The organism is Pasteurella oralis, assembly GCF_002850605.1.
In the GTDB taxonomy this organism is placed as follows: Bacteria; Pseudomonadota; Gammaproteobacteria; order Enterobacterales; family Pasteurellaceae; genus Pasteurella; species Pasteurella oralis.
In genome coordinates this window covers 66,100-86,248 of sequence record NZ_NXGB01000002.1, presented here as the reverse complement: position 1 = coordinate 86,248, position 20,149 = coordinate 66,100, and the positions used below count along the sequence as shown (strand labels likewise).

At 38.0% G+C, this 20,149-nt stretch carries 11 protein-coding genes; 5 read left to right on the top strand and 6 right to left on the bottom strand.

From position 1 onward, the window contains the following. Positions 1 to 95: 95 nt before the first annotated feature. From C0975_RS02800 to yoaA, 3 genes are read right to left on the bottom strand one after another with little or no spacing between them, the layout of a single operon-like run. The gene (locus tag C0975_RS02800; RefSeq protein WP_101774886.1) at positions 96 to 638 is read right to left on the bottom strand and encodes a Slp family lipoprotein; all 543 of its coding nucleotides are present in this window, start codon (positions 636 to 638) and stop codon (positions 96 to 98) included. 34 nt (positions 639 to 672) lie between these two features. After that, positions 673 to 1,392 (bottom strand): tRNA (adenosine(37)-N6)-threonylcarbamoyltransferase complex dimerization subunit type 1 TsaB, encoded by a 720-nt coding sequence (gene tsaB, locus C0975_RS02795; RefSeq protein ID WP_101774885.1) that lies wholly within the window; start codon positions 1,390 to 1,392, stop codon positions 673 to 675. 5 nt (positions 1,393 to 1,397) lie between these two features. Then, positions 1,398 to 3,326 (bottom strand): DNA repair helicase YoaA, encoded by a 1,929-nt coding sequence (gene yoaA, locus C0975_RS02790; RefSeq protein WP_101774884.1) that lies wholly within the window; start codon positions 3,324 to 3,326, stop codon positions 1,398 to 1,400. 98 nt (positions 3,327 to 3,424) lie between these two features. Between yoaA and C0975_RS02785 the strand changes: the two genes are divergently transcribed. Further along, on the top strand, positions 3,425 to 4,255 hold the full coding sequence (locus C0975_RS02785; RefSeq protein ID WP_101774883.1) for a D-hexose-6-phosphate mutarotase: 831 nt from the start codon (positions 3,425 to 3,427) through the stop codon (positions 4,253 to 4,255). Between the two features lie 88 nt (positions 4,256 to 4,343). On the opposite strand, the gene C0975_RS02780 is transcribed toward C0975_RS02785, so the two are convergent. Further along, positions 4,344 to 5,303, bottom strand: coding sequence for an AEC family transporter (locus C0975_RS02780; protein WP_101774882.1), 960 nt, complete (start codon positions 5,301 to 5,303; stop codon positions 4,344 to 4,346). 136 nt (positions 5,304 to 5,439) lie between these two features. Between C0975_RS02780 and yhbY the strand changes: the two genes are divergently transcribed. After that, positions 5,440 to 5,742 (top strand): ribosome assembly RNA-binding protein YhbY, encoded by a 303-nt coding sequence (gene yhbY, locus C0975_RS02775; RefSeq protein WP_101774881.1) that lies wholly within the window; start codon positions 5,440 to 5,442, stop codon positions 5,740 to 5,742. A gap of 106 nt (positions 5,743 to 5,848) precedes the next feature. Here the strand turns inward: yhbY and C0975_RS02770 are convergent, their stop codons facing one another. Next, positions 5,849 to 14,098, bottom strand: coding sequence for a YadA-like family protein (locus C0975_RS02770; protein ID WP_101774880.1), 8,250 nt, complete (start codon positions 14,096 to 14,098; stop codon positions 5,849 to 5,851). A gap of 410 nt (positions 14,099 to 14,508) precedes the next feature. After that, on the bottom strand, positions 14,509 to 14,985 hold the full coding sequence (greA, locus tag C0975_RS02765) for a transcription elongation factor GreA (RefSeq protein ID WP_101774879.1): 477 nt from the start codon (positions 14,983 to 14,985) through the stop codon (positions 14,509 to 14,511). A 165-nt stretch (positions 14,986 to 15,150) separates the two neighbouring features. On the opposite strand from greA, the gene dacB reads away from it, so the two are divergent. The 3 genes from dacB to nrdA all read left to right on the top strand — a co-directional run bounded on the left by dacB (position 15,151) and on the right by nrdA (position 20,129). Beyond that, complete coding sequence (dacB, locus tag C0975_RS02760; protein ID WP_101774878.1) at positions 15,151 to 16,614, top strand: serine-type D-Ala-D-Ala carboxypeptidase; 1,464 nt, start codon at positions 15,151 to 15,153, stop codon at positions 16,612 to 16,614. Position 16,615: 1 nt separating this feature from the next. Then, positions 16,616 to 17,404 carry an MOSC domain-containing protein gene (locus C0975_RS02755; RefSeq protein ID WP_101774877.1) on the top strand — a complete coding sequence of 263 codons (789 nt, stop codon included), beginning with the start codon at positions 16,616 to 16,618 and terminating at the stop codon, positions 17,402 to 17,404. 454 nt (positions 17,405 to 17,858) lie between these two features. After that, entirely contained in the window at positions 17,859 to 20,129 is a 2,271-nt protein-coding gene (gene nrdA / locus C0975_RS02750) for a class 1a ribonucleoside-diphosphate reductase subunit alpha (protein WP_101774876.1), read from the top strand. Positions 20,130 to 20,149 lie beyond the last annotated feature (20 nt).

Below are 20,149 nucleotides of genomic sequence, written 5' to 3'. Positions count from 1 at the left end.
AATTATAACTTAATCGTCACGGTGATGCGAAGTAAGAAATTTTATGACTGGTCTTACCAATAACACTCGTTCCGCTTACTCTCAACATATTTATTTTAATATAAACCATAACGCACTCGTGGTTCAGGTCGCCAAAATGGATATCCCCAACCACGACGGCGGCTTTCTCGCCAATCTGCCATTTCATCTGGGTCATAGTAATATTCTGGTACTAATTTCCATAGTTTGTAATGATTTGCCATAACAACAGGATAGGTATAATCTACTTGATCAATTTTACCAACTTCTTGTTTTTGTAATCGACCTTTTACTGTAATAAATTGCTCCTTCAAACTAGCAGGATCAATAAAACCATCAAGATAAGTAATAAAACGTCCATTAGTTTGTGCTGATAAATGTGGTTTAGCAGAAAGTGAAATGATCGGTAGACTTAAAATTTCTAATCTCATTTGTCCTTTTAATGCTGTTGCCGACAAAATTTTTCCACCTAAACGTACCTGTTTACATCGACAAGCATAATCTTGCTCAGTGATTGCCTCTAACTGTTGTATCGTGAATTGATCACGCTCAAGCCCTTTCGGCGCCATGATACAGCCTGTTAACAACACAGACATGAAAAGTGTGGTCAGTTTTTGCATAATTTACCTCCGTTACACTTACTCAATTCAAAATTTATTCACGTCCCGGTAATTTTTTCCAAGTCACTTCATTGCGTAAATAAATCGGTTCAATTTCTAATGCACTCATTGTTTGTTTTTGCTGCCACTTCAATAGGGCTAGAGATAACATATATTGTGCAGAAGGTAACACAATATCTGTTTCTCGCCCAACTGCAATAGTGGCGAGTTGAGGATAGGCAGCCCATCCTGTTCCCACTGTTTTCCATTCCCCAGTCAATAGATCTAATTGTGCGGTAACGCTCTCAGGACTTAGTACTTGTTCTGCACTGACAACTTGCCAATCTAAAAACTCGCCAAAATCTGACCGCACTTTTTGTGCTTTCAACTGTGAAAAATAAACTTCGTTCATACGTGCATCAATTGCACTCAACACCTGTTCTACACCAAGCTTCTCATATGCTGCTTGTGCCATTGCGGTCAAATTAGAAATCGGAATAACAGGTAAATCTGCACCTAAAGCCAAGCCTTGAGCAATACCTGCACCAACACGTACACCAGTAAAACTACCCGGTCCACGTCCAAAAACTAAGCCATCGACTTGTTTTAAACTAATGCCAGATTGCGCTAATAATGTATCTACCATAGGTAAAATACGTTGCGTATGAGTACGCTGCGCTAATTCATCTAAGCTTGTTTTTTCACCCTTATAAAGTAATGCAACTGAACAAGCTTCAGTTGAGGTATCTAATGCTAATAGCGTTAAATTATTCATTCTTATTATCCATCTTGAATTTTCATCAGAAATTGTACCACTTTGTTTAAATCACGGGTACGCGTTAAGTTAGGTAAGCTTTTTAAGAAGGTGGCACCATAAGCACGCATAACTAAACGGCTATCACAAATAATTACTGCGCCACGATCAGTCACATCACGAATCAAACGCCCAACACCTTGTTTTAAACTAATCACCGCTTCAGGAATTTGAATATCATTAAAAGGATCGCCACCTTGTAAACGACAGTCTTCAATTCGTGCTTTTAATAAAGGTTCATCTGGCGCTGTAAAAGGTAATTTATCAATAATCACTAAAGAAAGTGCATCACCACGGACATCAATGCCTTCCCAAAAACTGGAAGTTGCCACTAACACAGCATGTTGTTCAGAAACAAATTGGTCTAGTAATTGGGTTTTAGAGGTTTCGCCTTGTAGCAAAATCAACAAACTACTCTGTTCACGAAAATACGCCGCTAAACCACGCATCATCATATAAGAAGTACAAAGTACAAAACAACGTCCTTTATTCGCTTCAATCACTGGTAATAGCATTTCACCCAGTTGCTTTAAAGTATGTGATTGATTCGTATTAGGTAAATAACGAGGCACACAAAGTAAAGATTGTTCTGGATAATTAAATGGGCTAGGTAAAATTTTCTGCTCAGCATGGCTAATTCCTAAACGCTGACAGAAATGCTCAAAAGTGCCGCCAACTTCTAAAGTCGCAGAAGTGAAAATCCATGCACTTTCACGCTTTTGCATCTCTTCACCAAATTTATCTGCCACTGTTAACGGTGTAATGTGCAAGCCAAATTGACGACCGATTGTTTCATACCAATAACAATAACCAATAATAGCCGTATCGGCTAAACGCTTTAGTTGGATTTTGGCTGCTTCCAAGCGCTCGAAAATACTGTCCAACGTTTGTGAACGTCCTAAGGCTAACTTCACGACTTGTGATACAAAATCAATTTTTTCTTGCAGATGCTCAAAGCTATTTTTAACTGTGGGCTGTGCTAATAATTCACGCCAATTACCACGTAAATTACCTTCACCAAGCACTAAACGAAAATCTTGCACGGTTTTTAATAAATGATCAGAAGCTGTACCGAGCTGTGCCATATCTTTAATCTCAGTGCGATAAACCATATTGATATCTTTGCACAAATCAAATAATTGACGAGAACTTATAGACTGACCAAAATATTGGCTAGCAATATCTGGTAATTGATGAGCTTCATCAAAAATAATCACTTCCGCTTGTGGAATTAACTCCCCAAAACCCGTTTCTTTTACTGCGAGATCAGCAAAAAAGAGATGATGATTCACTACCACTAAATCCGCATTTAACGCACGCTTACGCGCAGACGCGACATAGCAATCACCATAATTGGGACAGTCAGTACCTAAACAGCTATCTGCCGTACTAGTGAGTTGTGACAAAATAGGACTGTCTTCCGCAAGTTCAATACATTCCGTCAGATCACCTGTTTTAGTTGCATTATTCCACTGTCTTACTTTGGCTAAATCAGCTAATACTGTACGATCGCCTAACACACCTTGTGCAATTAACTGATCTAAACGTTCCAAACACAAATAATTGGCACGTCCTTTTAATAAGGCAATTTTTCCCGTGTAATTAAGTGCTTTTTTAATGGCAGGTAAATCACGTTTAAATAATTGATCTTGTAAGTTTTTTGAACCTGTTGAAATAATCGTTTTTTTATTTGCTAATAATGCTGGCGCCAAATAAGCAAAGGTTTTGCCTGTACCAGTTCCTGCTTCCACAACTAATGCTTTCTTATTTTTAATTGCTTTTGCAACAGCACTTGCCATTTCCAATTGCTCTGCACGAGGACGAAAGCCTTGGATGGTTTGATCTAACGCCCCCTGTTCGGAAAAGACCTTGATTATTTGTTCAATATTCGCCATTATTTTTCAGATTTATATCAAAATTGTGGCATAGTGTAGCAGATTTTCCCCTATCACTAAATAACACACTGAATAAAAAAACAGTATTAAGAGGCTTTATGCAAAATCCAGTCCAACCCCAATTAATCAAACAAATTACACCTGAACTTAGCCTGTACCAATATAATCAAATTCCAGTGATTAGCTTACAGCATCAAGTCGGTTCAGCACATATTTCATTACAAGGTGCCCATCTATTTAGCTGGAAACCTGCTGGCGTTGAACAAGATGTCATCTGGCTAAGTGAAATTGAACCTTTTCAACAAGGTAATGCTATTCGTGGCGGTATTCCTATTTGCTATCCTTGGTTTGGACCCGTAAAATCACCTTCTCACGGTACTGCCCGTATTCGCTTATGGCAGCTCACTGATTATCAAATTGCTACCCAACAAGTGCAGTTAGAATTCGGTTTATTTAGTGAAGATCATCTTGTTGAAGCTAAAATGACGATGATTTTCAGCCAACAATGTGAAGTGATTTTCACACATTACGGTCAAGAAGTTGCACAAGTGGCACTACATAGCTATTTCAACATTGGTGATATTCACCAAATTGAAGTACAAGGTTTACCAACAACAGCGATAAGTAATCTCACTCAACAACAAGAGAGCGTTCCTTCACCACGTAAAATTAGCCAAAATGTGGATTGCACATATCATATTCAAAATGCACAAACTACAATTGTAGATAATGCATTACAACGTACAATTGCAATTGCACACCATAATGCCTCCGATGTTGTGTTGTGGAATCCATGGCATAAAGCTACAAGTGGTATGAGTGAAACTGGCTATCAAACGATGGTTTGTGTGGAAACAGGACGTATTAGCCAGTGGTTAAAACAAGGAGAACAAGTATCTGCCATCTTAAAAGTGCGGTCTGTTTTATAAAAGTTTTAGAGGCTGACAATTCAGCCTCTTTTTAAATAGCCTATTAGGCATTATTTCAAGCTATCGTATCACAACAATATTGGTTACTTTAAACCCAGCCTAATTGCGACAAAATTAACAATCCAAATGAAGAGGTAACGATAGCGCCTAAGGTTGTTAACGCAATGATATTTGCCGCACTGGTACCACTACTGCCCATACCACGTACCATCGCATAAGCAATTGTTGCCATAGGAGTAGCTGCCATTAAAAATAAAATCCCCATATTCATCCCTGATAAACCAAACAGTTTGCCAATGCAAACCATAAAAATTGGTGCGATAATCACTCTTCCAATGCTCCCCCAAATCACAGTTCGAGAACCACTGGCAATTCCTTTAAATTTGATACTGGCGCCTGCACAAATTAAAGCTAATGGTAAAGTCATACTCGCAAGATAATTACCTGTTGTTTGCAAGGTTTTTGGAAATTGTAATTCAATCCCATTCACTACATAACCTAATACAATAGCGATAATTAACGGATTTTTAGTCACATTTTTGACAATGCCCCACAGACTTACTCGCCCATCAGCAAAAGAGCGACTTAAGGTGATCACTCCTAATACATTAAATAAAAAGATGGTTGCCGCCGCATAAATCGAAGCTGGTGCTAATCCTGCTTCACCGTAAGCATTAATACATAATGCTAAACCTAAAATTCCGTTATTACCACGATATACCCCCTGTACAAAAGTACCACGCTCTTGTTTTTCTATAATATATTTTGCTGCGACCAGTTCTGCGCCAATGAAAAGTAACAATGTGCCTACAAAACTGGCAGCAATAGGTAACAATTGAGAACGAAAATCTACTGGATTGCTAGTAATGTTTAAGAACAATAAAATCGGTAAAGTAATATTAAAAATAATTTTCGTTGCTTGCCCTGTAAATTTATCATCGACTATGCGCCGTCTTTGTAAAACAACACCAAGCAATAACATTAATACTATTGGCAACGTGACGCTCATTGAAAACAAGAAAGAGGAAAGAAAATCGGTGTGATGCATATTGATATTACCTGTATTAGATCAAATCACTTTCTCTAAACGCTATTTACGGTTAGAATTGCGCAATCAAAACTTTTGGTCATTATGCAAAATTTTGCTAAAAATGACCGCACTTTTTCTCTGATTAGGATAAATTATGTCGATTACATTATCTATTAAACAAAAGCAATTTTTAAAAGGTCTTGCCCACCACTTAAATCCAGTCGTGATGATTGGTAACAATGGCTTAACTGAAGGTGTATTAGCGGAAATTGATAACGCTTTAGCACATCATGAGCTCATCAAAGTAAAAATTGCGGGCGCTGATCGCGAAGTAAAACAACTGATTATAGAGGCTATTGTACGTGAAACGAAAGCTTGTGCAGTCCAAACAATTGGTCATATTTTAGTGCTATACCGTCCAAGCCAAGAACCTCAAATTCAGCTACCACGTAAATAGAATAAACAACAGAAATAAAATGGCGCTGATTGCCATTTTATTTTGAAGCAAAAGAAAGGGGATTGAATTTTCAATCCCCTCTTTGCTTTATTGTGGCAATGAAAAACTACCATTGATAACCGATACTACCACCAAGATTCAAATCACCACGGCTATTGACACCACCACCTAGTTTAATTGAAATCTTGTTGTTATCAGAGTTTCTTGCATAACCTACCGCAACTGCTGACTCACTCTTATAATGTCCCACACCTAATGAAACTAGGCTCTTACCAGCTTCATTTGGACGTTGTAAGAAGGCAACTGCCGTTGCACCTGCAACCCCTGCACGAAGATCTTTATCTACTTTATTGATATGATCACCTAGCTTATTAATTGCATTTGCATTATTGGTGATTTGCTGTTGTACATTGTGCAATTGACTACCATTCACTGCTTGTTTACTTGTCGCACTGACTTCACCATCAGCCACACCGTTAATCACGTTGTTACCCATGTTGATTGCAGCTCCGCTCTCTACAGTGAATTTTTCTCTAACAGTCACACCTTTCACATCGATGTTATCTTTCAGTTTGACACGAATCGTATCACCTGTCACTTCAGTTTCGATATTTTTATCGTCACCTTTCACTTTCACTGTTGTGCCAAGCTTCGCTTTGTGTTCAGTACCTTTATCCGCACCAAACACTAAACCATCGTTCATGGTCGCGACTTGCTCTTCTGTACCATCTGGTTTGGTATAAACGATACGTGTTTTGCTATTACCGTCTTTACCATCATTGCCATCTAAACCTTTCACGCTATCTTTCACGCCAATGATCGCATGCGCATTCTTACCATCCGCACCAGCAGGGCCAGTTAGACCAATCTTACCAACGCCATCTTTACCACTGATCGACACGGCATCATTGCCATCTTTGCCCACGATACTAATACCATCTTTACCATTCGCACCGTCTTTCGCATTGATAACTACAGCACCTTCACCCGGTTTACCATCCACTCCTTTTGGACCAACGACGACAGAATCTTTCACATTAATGTTATCAGCAAGACCAAATGTGACATTATGCTTATCTGTAGTATTTGTTTTCGTGATCACAATATTGCCATCAGTATTGTTAAGATCCACTGTATTTCTTGGTTTTACATTCGATGAGTCATTACCATTTGCAGTTAAATGCCAGCCAGCTTCTGCTGTTTCTTTCACTGCATGTAACTGACTACCATTAACCGCATCTTTGCTGGTTGGAGAGATATCACCATCAGCAACGCCAGTCACTTTCTTATTACCAGCGTTAATGCCAGCAGTCGTTACTGTCACATCACCCGCTTTTAAGCCTTCATTAGTTAATGCAACTTTATCACCTACTTTCACACCATCATTGTTCATTACAGTGTTACCAGTTGTGACCGAAGTAAAGTCAACATCATCTTTTGTTGCTACATTATAAGTAGTACTGCCATCAGCATTCACTGTTGGCGTTACAGTCATATTTTTGCCCGCTTCAACTTTCGTGGTTGCTTTAGCAATACCATCTTTTAATTGGCTAACATTGACTGCATCTTTATCATCAACACCCGCTGTTACATTAGTGATACGACCATCATTTTCAAAAGTCACACCATCAGAACCATCTTGCTTTTTAATAGTCAAACCTGTGGTATTCCCATCTGCATCTTGTTTCGCAGCGATAGACATACCTTGTTTACCCTCTTTTGCAAACTTAATCGCGGCATCTTGACCATCTTTGCCATTTACAACAAGACCAGAAAACTCAGGGCGTTCTTTCATCACAATCTCTAAGCCCGTACCATCTGCGTTGGTTTTCACACCTAAATTGCTAGAAGAGACTTTCGTATCATTTGCAACTGTTGCTGCATCTAATCCACCTTTGATACCTAAAGTTTCATTCAGTTTACGACTTACTTCTTTACCATCGTTACCGACAAACTTCATGCCATCATTTAAGGTTGCGACTTCTTCAACAACTGGTTTGCCTGCTACATCAAGAACTGGATTACCATCTTTATCTTTTGGTGTATAGACGATACGAGTTTTGGTTTCACCTGCTTTACCATCAACACCTGGCTTACCATCTTTCACGCTAACATCTGCTGACGCTGATTTACCATCTGCACCTTTAGGACCCGTTAAACCAATTGAGCCATCTTTACCGTTCAAAACAACACTTGCGCCATCTTTACCGGTCACGCTAACCTTACCATCGACTCCATTTTGTCCCGCTTTACCTAAGGTGATTTCATTTGCTAGGCTAACTTCAAGTGCTTTCTTACCATTCGCACCATCAATCACTTTTGTATTGATATTGCTATCGCCAGTAATCTGTGCTGTAGTGCCTAGATCTTGCTTGAATTCAGCACCTGCTTTATCTTTCAAACCAAAACCACCTTTATCTGCAGATGTAATATCAGTAATTGCATTTTTTAGGTCACCAACATTGACACCATTATTCAGCATATCACCAGTCGCATTTTTAAGCACCACTGGGTTACCATCTTTGCCTTTTAATCCGCTATCAACATTGACAATTTGTTTATTACCATTATCTAGACCATTTTCAGTTAATTTAACTGTTGTATCCCCATTAGTAATAGTTAAACCATCTTTATTAATTACAGCACCATCTTTAGTTCCATCAGCAGGATTACCAAATGTCGCACTATCTAACCCAGCCAATGCTTTCGCTAAAGCGACAGTAATGGTATTACCTTGAATCTGAGTCATAATATTCTGACCCGCATCAAAGTTTGCCCAAGTAGTATTCGTTGCGGCACCTTTTACATCAACACGAGTATTGAGTTTGGCGTTATGTACTGCTCCATCATTTGCACCAAATTTTAAGCCATCGTTTAATGTTGCTAACTCTTCAATTGTTGGTTGTCCACCCTGTGCCGCAGGAATTTCATAAGTAATACGAGTTTTATTCTTGGCTGGTGCGGTTGAATCATTTGGGCTACCAGCTAAATCAGCATTTCCCATACCAACCTTGATTTTCGCTGCTGGAGCTGTTCCACCTGCTTGATCTGGTTGACCTGTTAATGAAATAGTACCTTCACTACCATCAACCACAACTCGATCTGTGCCTTTATCATCTTTTAAAGTGACTTTACCCGCTTCGCCTTTTGCATTAGGCATATTAACATCAGGCGCTTTACCTAAAGTCAATTGATTCGCTAAGCTGACTTCAAGCGCTTTGGTACCATTTTGACCATCAACTACTTTGGTATTCACATTTGAATCACCCGTAATTTGCGCAGTTTCACCTAAATTTTGCTTAAAGATATTGCCATTTTTATCTTTTAAGCCAAAACCGCCTAATGGATTGTTATTACCATTTCCGTCATTACCCGCAGTAATATTATTAATTGCCGTTTTTAAGTCACCAACATTCACACCATTAGTTTGAACTGCATCGTTTAAAGATGTCGTTGCTGTGCCATCAGCTTTGGTTAAACCACTTGCTACATTTTTAATTTGGTTACCACCATTATCGAAAACTTTATCAGTTAACTTAACTGTTTTATCGCCCTCAGTAATGGTTAAACCATCTTTATCAATTACTGCACCATCTTTAGGGTTGCCAGCAGGATTACCAAATGTCGCACTCGTCAAGCCTGATAATGCTTTCGCTAATGCCACAGTAATAGTATTACCATCGACTTGAGTCATAATATTATGACCCGCATCAAAATTAGCCCATGTTGTATTCGCAACCGCACCTTTCACATCTACTTGCGTATTTAACTTCGCATTGTGAACTGTACCAGTATTAGCACCAAATTTTAAACCATCGTTTAAGGTAGCAACTTCTTCATTACCATAAGTAATGCGAGGTTTAGTTGTTCCCGTAGCACCATCTACTGCTGGAGCACCATTTTTGACTGTAATCGTTGCTGTCGCACCATCAGCGCCAGTTAAACCTACTGATCCATTTGCACCATCAAGGATGACTTTATCTGCACCAGCTTGATTTTTCAGCGTTAATTTACCATCTGCAGCAGGATTACCATTCTTAGCTGCGCCACCAAGTGTGACTTGATTTTCTAAGCCAATTTCTAACTTCTTAGCCCCATTTTCTGTCACGACTTTAGTTTTGACATTATCATCACCAGTGACTTTAATCGCCGTACCTAATTCTTGTTGAACAGTCTGACCATCTTCACCTGTTAAACCAAAACCAGCTGCTTTAAGATCTTTTAACTGTTTTACATTCACAGCATCAGTATCAGCTTCACCAGCTTTAACATTAACGATTTTATTACCACCATTATCTAAACCAGTATCAGTCAAACTTACACTTGGCTTACCATTATTAACAATAGTTACACCATCTTTGTTAATAATAGTTTTATCATTTCCTGTACCAAAGGTTGCTTCAGTTAAATTAGATAACGTTTTTGCTAATCTGATTTCCATTGAGTTATCATCAGTCACGATCACACCAATGTTTTTATCTGCTTTTGTTGTTAACTTAGTTTCGTCAGTTTCACCACCTGTAATATCAATTGCTTGATTTGAACTGCGAGAAATAACTTTCACATCAATTCCTGGCTTACCATCTTGATTGGTTAAAGTGGAGTTATCGCCTGCAAAACGTAATGGACGCGTTAAAGCAAATAACTGGCTACCGTTAATCGCATCGGTACTATTTTCTGCCACTAAACCAGCTGATAAATTTTGAATACGACGTTCTGTACCAACCTCACCTAAAGTCACAACACCAGCTGGCTTATTATTCCCAGCAAAGCTATAACCTGATTTATTTGAACCATCGGCAATATTTGCATACGCTTCGTTACCTGCTGTAGATGTGCCTTTAACAACATATCCAGAATTTGAACCTAAATAAACTGAGTTTTCTAAGGTTGCAGTAACATTATTACCTAACACAAAGTAATCACTACCTTTAGTATTTAAGGTGTTATTCGCACCAATAACCGATGAGTTAGTTAATGTAAACTCTTCTGTTGAATCAGGATCTGGTAATTGAGCAACTTTATTGTTATGTCCGTAAACAAATAATCCACTTAAATCTTTAGCCAATTTTTTATCACTGCTGATTTTATTGTCATAACCTGTAACATAAATATCTTTTAGTTCATTAACTGGCGGTGCTGGTGGATTACCTGGTACATGAGGTTTTTCTTCAATTGCACCAATAGTATTCTTATTACCGACAATACGCGTATTTTCTTTCGCTTTGATTTCATTGGTATTACCGAAAATACCGCTTTCATTCGCTGTTAAGGTGCTATTAGTATTACCAAGCGAATAAGTCCCTTCACCATTAATTACAGTAGCGGTTTTACTACCTAAATCACCAGCATAACCAATACTTCCTGAATTCTGCCCATTCACAACTTGATGGGTACCAAATGCAATAGAATTTAAGCCTTTTGCATGTGATTTTGTACCAAGTGCATAAGCATTTACCCCCTCAGATTTCGATTCAGTACCAATCGCTGTCGCAGATTCATTGCCTGATAATGCTTGGCTACCAAACGCATTACCTTTTGCTGAGTTAGCGACCGCACGATCACCGATTGCATTTGCTTTTTCTGCTGAAGAGACTGCGTTATAACCAATGGCAATAGCTCTATCTACATTTGCATCAGGATCTTTATCTGAAGTTGCGGCTAAACTACCAATTGCAATAGAGTTATTACCATCGGTAGTTGTTCCCGCGCCAATTGCAATACCATATTTCACATTTTTTGATGGTTTGGTAACTGTAGTTTCACTTTCTCTTGCAGAGCCATCATCTAGTTCGTCACTACCTTTATAGTACGTCCCTAAACCAATAGAACCCTCACCATTTACTGTGGTATAGTTACCAATCGCTACACTGCGTTCTGATTTTGCTGCCGCATTTTGCCCAATTGCCATCGATAATTTAGCAGTTGCACCATCATTATCTCGGTTACCCGGGACTGGATCGACACCCACATCATTAACACTAAAATAATGTGCTTTATTTTTAGTCACAATTTGATTTACTTGACCTAAATTCACTGCATCAGTATCAAGCTGTGCTGGTGCCACATTAGAAAGACGTGTTTTGGGTTTTAATGTAATTTTATTCTCAGCTCCACTTGCAGCATCAGGCTTTAAGGCATCATATTTAATTTCAGAAGCTGTTGGTCCATGAGACAAAGCATTAAATTGTGCTTGTAAATCACTTGTCACTTTTTCAGTGACTTTTTTCAGCTGTGCCACAGTGGCTGCATCTTGCTCATCTACACCATCAGCAACATTCACAAGACGACGTAAAATATGTTGATCTGCTGCACCATCTTGATGACCAACAGAAACGACTAATGAGGACTGTTTACCAGTTAAATAACCGCTACCTTGTTTTTCTACAGCACGAGAGGTAGCTCCTAATGCAACGTTATTTGAATCTGCAATAGTATTTGCACCAATAGCTACTGATTTATTACCATTAGCTTTTGAAGTAATACCAATTGCAACAGCATCATCACCTAATGCTGTTGCCTCAGCACCCAACGCAGTAGAACGAGTCGCAGCTTTAGTTTGTGCACCAACGGCCGTAGACTTTTGAACTGCAGTCAATTGATCATATTTATTGGCTTCATGACCGATAGAAACATTAGCACCTGAAGTTTCTTCTGAATTTTTTAAATTATTTCCAGCATAAGTACCTAATGCAATATTATGTTTGCCAACAACATTTTTGCCAGCATGAGCACCAATACCAATATTTAATTGCCCAACAACATTTTCACCTGAGTTTTCACCAATATTAATTTGTGAATGCTTAGTCCCTGTTGCATCAGCCTCTTGCCCTTTACCTGCATTTAGACCAATAGAAATTGTACGCTCCGGTTGTGCAATAGCAGATGAACCTATTGCAATAGTATTACTTTGTAAAGTTTTGCTATTATTGCCAATTGCAACAGAATTTAATCCATCTGCTTTTGAAGTATTCCCCATTGCAATAGAAGAAGTACCTTTTGCCTCAGACATTTTGCCCAGTGCAAGCGCAGCTTCAGCAAGCGCTTTAGAAGTTGTTCCTACGGCTAAAGAGTGCGCAGCTTTAGTTTCGGCGCTATCACCAATTGCAATTGATGAATCAGAGTCTTTATTTACTCTTGCTGCATTACCAAAAGCAATTGAGTTATTACTTGCAATTGTTTGTGCGCCTGTACCCAATGCAATATTATTTTCTGCGATTTGTGTTTTGGCATCTTTATTTGACGTTATCGCATTTTTACCGATTGCGATACTTGCCTTACCTCTGCTAATGGCTTTATCACCGATTGCAACTGAGCTTTCACCATCTCCATCACCAATAACATATGACGACGCACCATCATATACCACATCACCAGTTTGTTTAGAACCAACACGTGCATATTCACCAATTGCAATACCCTTGTTTGCTGTTTTTACTGCATAAGATTTGTGACCAATAGCAATAGATTCTTTTGCATTAGCCGTACTATCATGACCTGATGCTACAGCACTTTGCCCTTCAGCCTTAGCTTTCGGACCAATAGCAACAGAATTTTCACCTTCAGCAGATGCATCATCAAGTGTTGATTTGGTACGAAAATATTTAATGCCGCTATAAGGTGTACCATCGGTAATGCCAATTGATGAGACTAAAGTACTTAACTTATCAAAAGCTGTTTTATCTGCTTTTTTAGCTAATTCCGTATTTACAGTTGTTTTATCAGCTTTTAAATTCAATCCCGTTGTTAATTCAGTTTTATCTGCTTTAGTTGCCTTTAATGAATCCACATCTGATTTATTTGCTTTTTGATTAACAGTATTTGTCAAATTAGTAACTGTATTTTGATCTGCTTTTTGATTAACAATATTTGTTAAATTAGTAACTGTACCTTGATCTGCTTTTTGGCTAACCGTATTTGTCAAATTAGTAACTGTAGTTTGATCTGCCTTTTGATTTACTGTGGAAGTTAATGTAGTTATTTGGTCTTTCGTTGCAACATCTTTACCACCAACAGTCAAAGTTGTAGCAACAACATTACCTACAGTAACCATATTATTAAAGGTTGCTGTATTATTAAATGTAGCAGCGCCTGTAAAAGTAGAGGTACCATTAACTGTTAAATTATCTGCAGTAACATCCTGCGCCATGACAGAAGCTGGAGAGAAAGTTAAAAGTGAGAGTACAGCAATTGTACTTAGTTTAAACGAGCTTGGAATACTTGTATTGACTTGCGATTGTTGATTAGAAGGTATAACGCTATATGACTTTACTTTGCCTTTTGAAGTCGCTAGCTCTGATACCGCAATGAAAGTATTAGTTACATGACTCCATATAACTCGATAAACCTTATTCATAAAATGCCCCTTAGATAAATATAATGAAATAACGCAAAGATTTAAATGTTAGATAAATACACTCAACATTAGACTAATTAGATACCAATTAATAATGCACAAAATGCATGCAAATACTAAATCTATGTTATTGGAGCATTAATTTTTAATTAAGTAAATTGTTTGTATATTGATCAAAAAGGGAATACACATTAACCAATTGAAATATAAAGAAAAAAATAATGTAAAATTAAGTAATATTGCTTTTAGAGAAAATTTACATAAGCAACATTATTTACATAACTGTATTTTTCTTTATTTATCAAATAGTTATTAAAAAGGTTTCTATACGCAATGCTTACGTATAATCATACGAAAAAGCCTGATTTCTATATAGAAATCAGGCTGTTAAAGGAGGATAGCAGCTCTACTTATAAATAGTTAACTTCGATAATCTCAAACTCGACCTTTCCACCCGGTGTTTGAATCGAAACAACATCATCTACTTCTTTTCCGACTAAACCACGAGCAATAGGCGAATTAACTGAAATTAATCCTGCTTTAATATTGGCTTCATCATCACCTACAATCTGGTAAGTCACTTCTTCTTCTGTATCAATATTGAATAAAATCACTGTCGCACCAAAGATCACTTTACCATTATTCGGTATTTTAGTGACATCAATAATTTGGCTATTTGCTAGCTTTCCTTCAATCTCTTGAATCCGTCCTTCACAGAATCCTTGTTGCTCACGGGCAGCATGATATTCCGCATTTTCTTTCAGATCACCATGCTCACGTGCTTCTGCAATCGCTTTAATAATTTCTGGGCGACGCGTATTCTTTAAGAAATCAAGTTCTTGCCTTAATTGCTCTGCTCCACGTATAGTCATCGGAATTTGTTTCATAATGTGTTGTTCTTCCCTTTTTAGATAAAAACAAAACCACAACATTGTAGCCACAATGCCGCAGTTCAATTAAAAGTGATTGATTACGAGAAAAGGATTTACTCTCGAAGATTCAAATACTATTATTGTTCGTCTACAAAAAAATAGCAACTATTCGGACCAATTATGTATAAAGCACCCTCTTTTTCCACCGCACTTTTCTCAAAAGCACTGAAAAGTTCACTTTTCATGTTGGCGCTATTTTCTAGTAATCAGCTCGCTGCCAATGTCAATATGACGGACATTGCAGCACACCTACCTGAAGGTACCAATCTCGCCTTCATCGCTAAAAATTTAGAAAACGATCAGATAATTGTTGAACATAACGCAACAACTTTTATGTTGCCAGCCAGTACTCAAAAAGTACTGACTGCATTAACCGCGAAATTGGCGTTAGGGGATCAATTCCAATTTGAGACTAGTCTATTGACGAATGGTAAGATACAAAATAATGCGCTAACAGGCGACTTAATTATTCGTTTTACAGGTGATCCCGATCTAACCAGCGGACAACTGTATAACTTACTTACTCAGTTAAAAAAGCAGCAAATTACTAAAATTAAAGGTGATTTAATTTTAGATACTTCGGTATTCACCAGCCATGATCGTGGCTTAGGCTGGATCTGGAACGATTTAACGATGTGCTTTAATGCTCCACCAGCAGCAGTCAATATTGATAATAATTGTTTTTATGTAGAACTCGATGCAAACCAACCTGTGGGCGAACAAGCAAAAATTAATATTCCGGTGCAATATCCAGTACAAGTTTTTGGGCAAGTTTACATTGCGGGTCCAAAAGAAGCAGGCTACTGCCAACTTGATGCAGTCGTATTAGACAATAATCGTTATCAACTTAAAGGCTGTTTATCACGTAAAAGCAAACCGTTTGGCTTGAGCTTTGCTATTCAGGATCCAAATGCCTATGCGGCAGCCGTTATTCAAAGGAACTTAAAACGTCTGGGCATTGAATTTAATGGCAAAGTGAAACAACCTTATCAACAACAAAAAGGACAGCTACTCGCCCAACATTTATCAAAACCGCTCCCTGATTTAATCAAAAAAATGATGAAAAAATCTGATAACCAAATTGCAGATGCGTTATTTAGGACTATTGCCTATCACCATTATAAACGTCCCGCTTCTTTTCCATTAGCAAGCCAAGCCATGCGTCAAATCCTACAAAGCAAAACGGGAATTAAATTAGGTAACGTGATGATCGCCGATGGTTCTGGACTATCACGCCATAACTTGATTTCCGCTCAAACATTACTGCAAGTTTTAGATTATATTGCTAAAAATGAAACTGCACTGAATTTACTTGATACGTTCCCAATTGCAGGTGTAGACGGTACTTTACTGGGTAGAGGTTCGTTTATTAACGAACCACTAGTTAAAAACGTTACTGCTAAAACTGGCGCATTAAAAGGGGTCTATAATTTAGCTGGTTTTATGACCAATAAACAAGGTGAAAAAATCGCATTTGTCCAATTTATTAATGGCTATTCAACGGGTGATTTTGAACAAAAAACCAAACGTGCACCATTAGTACAATTCGAAAGCAGTATTTATAACGCAATTTATCAGGATTAATATGCAAGTTAAACAGCTTTACCTTTATCCAATTAAATCAACGCAAGCCTATCAAGTTGCTCAAGCTGTAGTCCAAGTGCAAGGGTTAAATTTTGATCGTGAATTTATGTTAACAGAAACAGATGGTAAATTTATAAGTGCACGAAAAGATCAAACACTCTATCATTTCTTTGCGTTGCCTATTCCTTTAGGACTACAAATCCAGCACCAAGACGGTGATATGCTCATAGTACGTTACTGTGATTTTCAACAGCAGTCTATTGCTGAAGTCTGGGGTAGTCATTTTCCAGCTTGGGTTGCGAGTGAACAAATTAATCTGTGGTTTAGTGAAAAAATCGGACGAAAAGTCCAATTACGTTGGATTGGCGAGCAATCACAGCGATACACTAAACGCTTACCTGACACGCCTGTTTCTTTCGCAGATGGCTATCCCCTTTTGCTAACCACTCTGACTTCTTTTGCAGCAGTTCAAGCACAATGCCCTTCTCCAATCAAAATGCTGCAATTTCGCCCGAATATTGTAATTGATGCTGAACAACCCTTTATTGAGCAAACTTGGAAGAAAATCAAAATTGGCGATGTACTATTTTTCAATGTTAAGCCTTGTACACGCTGTATTTTAACGACTCGCGATCCTGATAGTAATACCATTGATGCTAAAATGGAACCCTTTCGCACCTTAAAAAAGATCAATGTAAATGCAGAAGGTCAGCCTTTGTTTGGGATTAACCTTATCCCGCTCAATACAGGGATCATTCGCCTTAATGATAAAGTTGAAATCATTGAATAAATACAAGCGTTGGGTGCAATAAGGCACCCACGTTTTTTCTCAAATAACATCTAACTTAGTGATAATACAAGGCTACAGCTCTCGTTTACATTTTTAACTTAACCCTAATGACCTCTTAAAACTCTGATCATTATTCTAAAATACCTTAAATAACATAAAATTAAGCATTAATGCCATGAAATAAACCCATTGCAAAATTTTGTCAAAATTGACCGCACTTTTAATTGTCTTAAAAGTTATCAAAAGTAAAATTTGATCTAGCGCACAAATTTTAATGATTCAATTTTTTCAACTACTAAAAATTTTACTTATTTATAAATAAGTTATTCCATGTCAATAATTCAAGTGAAAATTTACTGCTTGAATTTTAGTTGCTAGCACATTATCTTGTATCCAACTTTTCAATATATAACTATATCTTGTGTTTTCACAACTCCAGCAATAGGTCAGCAACATGAATAAAGCATTGATGGTCACTAAGCGTGACGGACATCTTGAACCAATCGATCTTGATAAAATCCACCGTGTTATTACTTGGGCTGCAGAGGGACTAGATAATGTTTCAGTTTCTCAAGTCGAACTACGCTCACATATTCAATTTTATGAAGGTATTCGTACTTCCGACATCCACGAAACCATCATCAAAGCTGCCGCTGACTTAATTAGTAAAGAAAGTCCTGATTATCAATATTTAGCTGCGCGTTTAGCAGTCTTCCACTTACGTAAAAAAGCCTATGGTCATTTTGATCCGCCTCGTCTTTACGATCATGTCAAAAAATTAGTTCGCATGGGGAAATATGATCCTGCGTTATTAACAGATTATACACGCGAAGAATGGGACGAGATGGACAGTTATCTTGATCATTGGCGTGATATGACATTCTCTTATGCAGCAGTCAAACAACTCGAAGGTAAATATTTAGTTCAAAATCGCGTCACAGGTGAGATCTATGAATCTGCACAATTTCTTTATTTATTAGTAGCTGCGAGTTTATTCTCTAAATACCCTCAAGAAACGCGTTTGGATTACATTCGTCGTTTTTATGATGCGACCTCCACGTTTAAAATTTCCTTGCCAACACCAATCATGGCGGGCGTTCGTACCCCAACTCGCCAATTCAGTTCTTGTGTACTTATTGAGTGTGGCGACAGTCTTGATTCGATCAATGCGACTGCTTCTGCTATTGTGAAATACGTTTCACAACGTGCCGGTATCGGGGTAAATGCGGGTGCAATTCGCGCGTTAGGCAGTCCAATTCGTGGCGGTGAAGCCTTCCATACTGGTTGTATTCCATTTTATAAATATTTCCAAACAGCCGTTAAATCTTGTTCGCAAGGCGGCGTGCGTGGTGGTGCAGCAACAGTTTACTATCCAATCTGGCATTTAGAAGTTGAAAGTTTATTAGTATTAAAAAATAATCGTGGTGTTGAAGATAACCGCGTTCGCCACATGGACTACGGCGTGCAATTAAACAAATTGATGTATCAACGCTTAATTAAAGGTGGTGATATTACGCTGTTTAGTCCATCTGATGTACCAGGATTGTATGAAGCTTTCTTCGCTGATCAAGATAAATTTGAACAGCTTTACTTACAATATGAACAAGATCCGTCTATCCGCAAGCGCGCGGTAAAAGCCGTTGAGTTATTCTCACTGCTTATGCAAGAACGTGCTTCAACAGGACGAATTTATATTCAAAACGTGGATCACTGTAATACACATTCACCATTTGATCCGACAGTCGCGCCAGTGCGTCAGTCTAACTTATGTTTAGAAATTGCCTTACCAACGAAACCATTACAACATTTCCATGATGAGAATGGCGAAATCGCTTTATGTACATTGTCTGCGTTCAACTTAGGTAAACTAGATAATCTAGATGAATTAGAAGGACTTGCAGATCTTGCAGTACGTGCGTTAGATGCTTTGCTCGATTACCAAGATTATCCTATCCTTGCTGCGGAAAAAAGTTCACTTGCTCGTCGCTCATTAGGTATCGGTGTGATTAACTATGCTTATTACTTAGCGAAAAATGGTGTGCGCTATTCTGATGGTAGTGCTAATGACTTAACCCACCGTACTTTTGAGGCAATTCAATATTACCTATTGAAGGCATCAATGAATTTAGCCAAAGAAATTGGTGCTTGTGAATACTTTAATGAAACCACTTATTCACAAGGTATTCTACCAATTGATACCTATAAAAAAGACATTGACAACTTAACTAAAGAACCATTGCATTATGACTGGGAAACTTTACGTAAAGAGATTCAAGAATTTGGTTTGCGTAACTCAACATTAACTGCGTTAATGCCTTCTGAAACGTCATCACAAATTTCTAACGCGACTAATGGTATTGAACCACCACGTGGTCATGTCAGTGTGAAAGCATCAAAAGATGGTATCCTTAAACAAGTTGTCCCTGAATACGAAACCTTAGGGGAAAACTATGAGTTATTATGGGATTTACCAAACAATGATGGCTATCTACATTTAGTCGGTATTATGCAAAAATTCGTTGACCAAGCGATTTCAGCCAACACGAACTACGATCCACAGCGCTTTGAAGATGGTAAAGTGCCAATGAAACGTTTATTAGGCGATTTATTAACCGCTTATAAATATGGCTTAAAAACCCTTTATTATCAAAATACACGTGATGGTGCAGATGATGGTCAGGAAGATATTGATGATGGCTGTTCAGGCGGTGCTTGTAAAATCTAATTGACGATAAAACAATCTAA

Coding starts and splice junctions, on each gene's coding strand:
- C0975_RS02800 (WP_101774886.1), bottom strand. CDS start 638: ATGCAAAAACTGACCACACTTTTCATGTCTGTGTTGTTAACAGGCTGT.
- tsaB (WP_101774885.1), bottom strand. CDS start 1,392: ATGAATAATTTAACGCTATTAGCATTAGATACCTCAACTGAAGCTTGT.
- yoaA (WP_101774884.1), bottom strand. CDS start 3,326: ATGGCGAATATTGAACAAATAATCAAGGTCTTTTCCGAACAGGGGGCG.
- C0975_RS02785 (WP_101774883.1), top strand. CDS start 3,425: ATGCAAAATCCAGTCCAACCCCAATTAATCAAACAAATTACACCTGAA.
- C0975_RS02780 (WP_101774882.1), bottom strand. CDS start 5,303: ATGCATCACACCGATTTTCTTTCCTCTTTCTTGTTTTCAATGAGCGTC.
- yhbY (WP_101774881.1), top strand. CDS start 5,440: ATGTCGATTACATTATCTATTAAACAAAAGCAATTTTTAAAAGGTCTT.
- C0975_RS02770 (WP_101774880.1), bottom strand. CDS start 14,098: ATGAATAAGGTTTATCGAGTTATATGGAGTCATGTAACTAATACTTTC.
- greA (WP_101774879.1), bottom strand. CDS start 14,985: ATGAAACAAATTCCGATGACTATACGTGGAGCAGAGCAATTAAGGCAA.
- dacB (WP_101774878.1), top strand. CDS start 15,151: ATGTATAAAGCACCCTCTTTTTCCACCGCACTTTTCTCAAAAGCACTG.
- C0975_RS02755 (WP_101774877.1), top strand. CDS start 16,616: ATGCAAGTTAAACAGCTTTACCTTTATCCAATTAAATCAACGCAAGCC.
- nrdA (WP_101774876.1), top strand. CDS start 17,859: ATGAATAAAGCATTGATGGTCACTAAGCGTGACGGACATCTTGAACCA.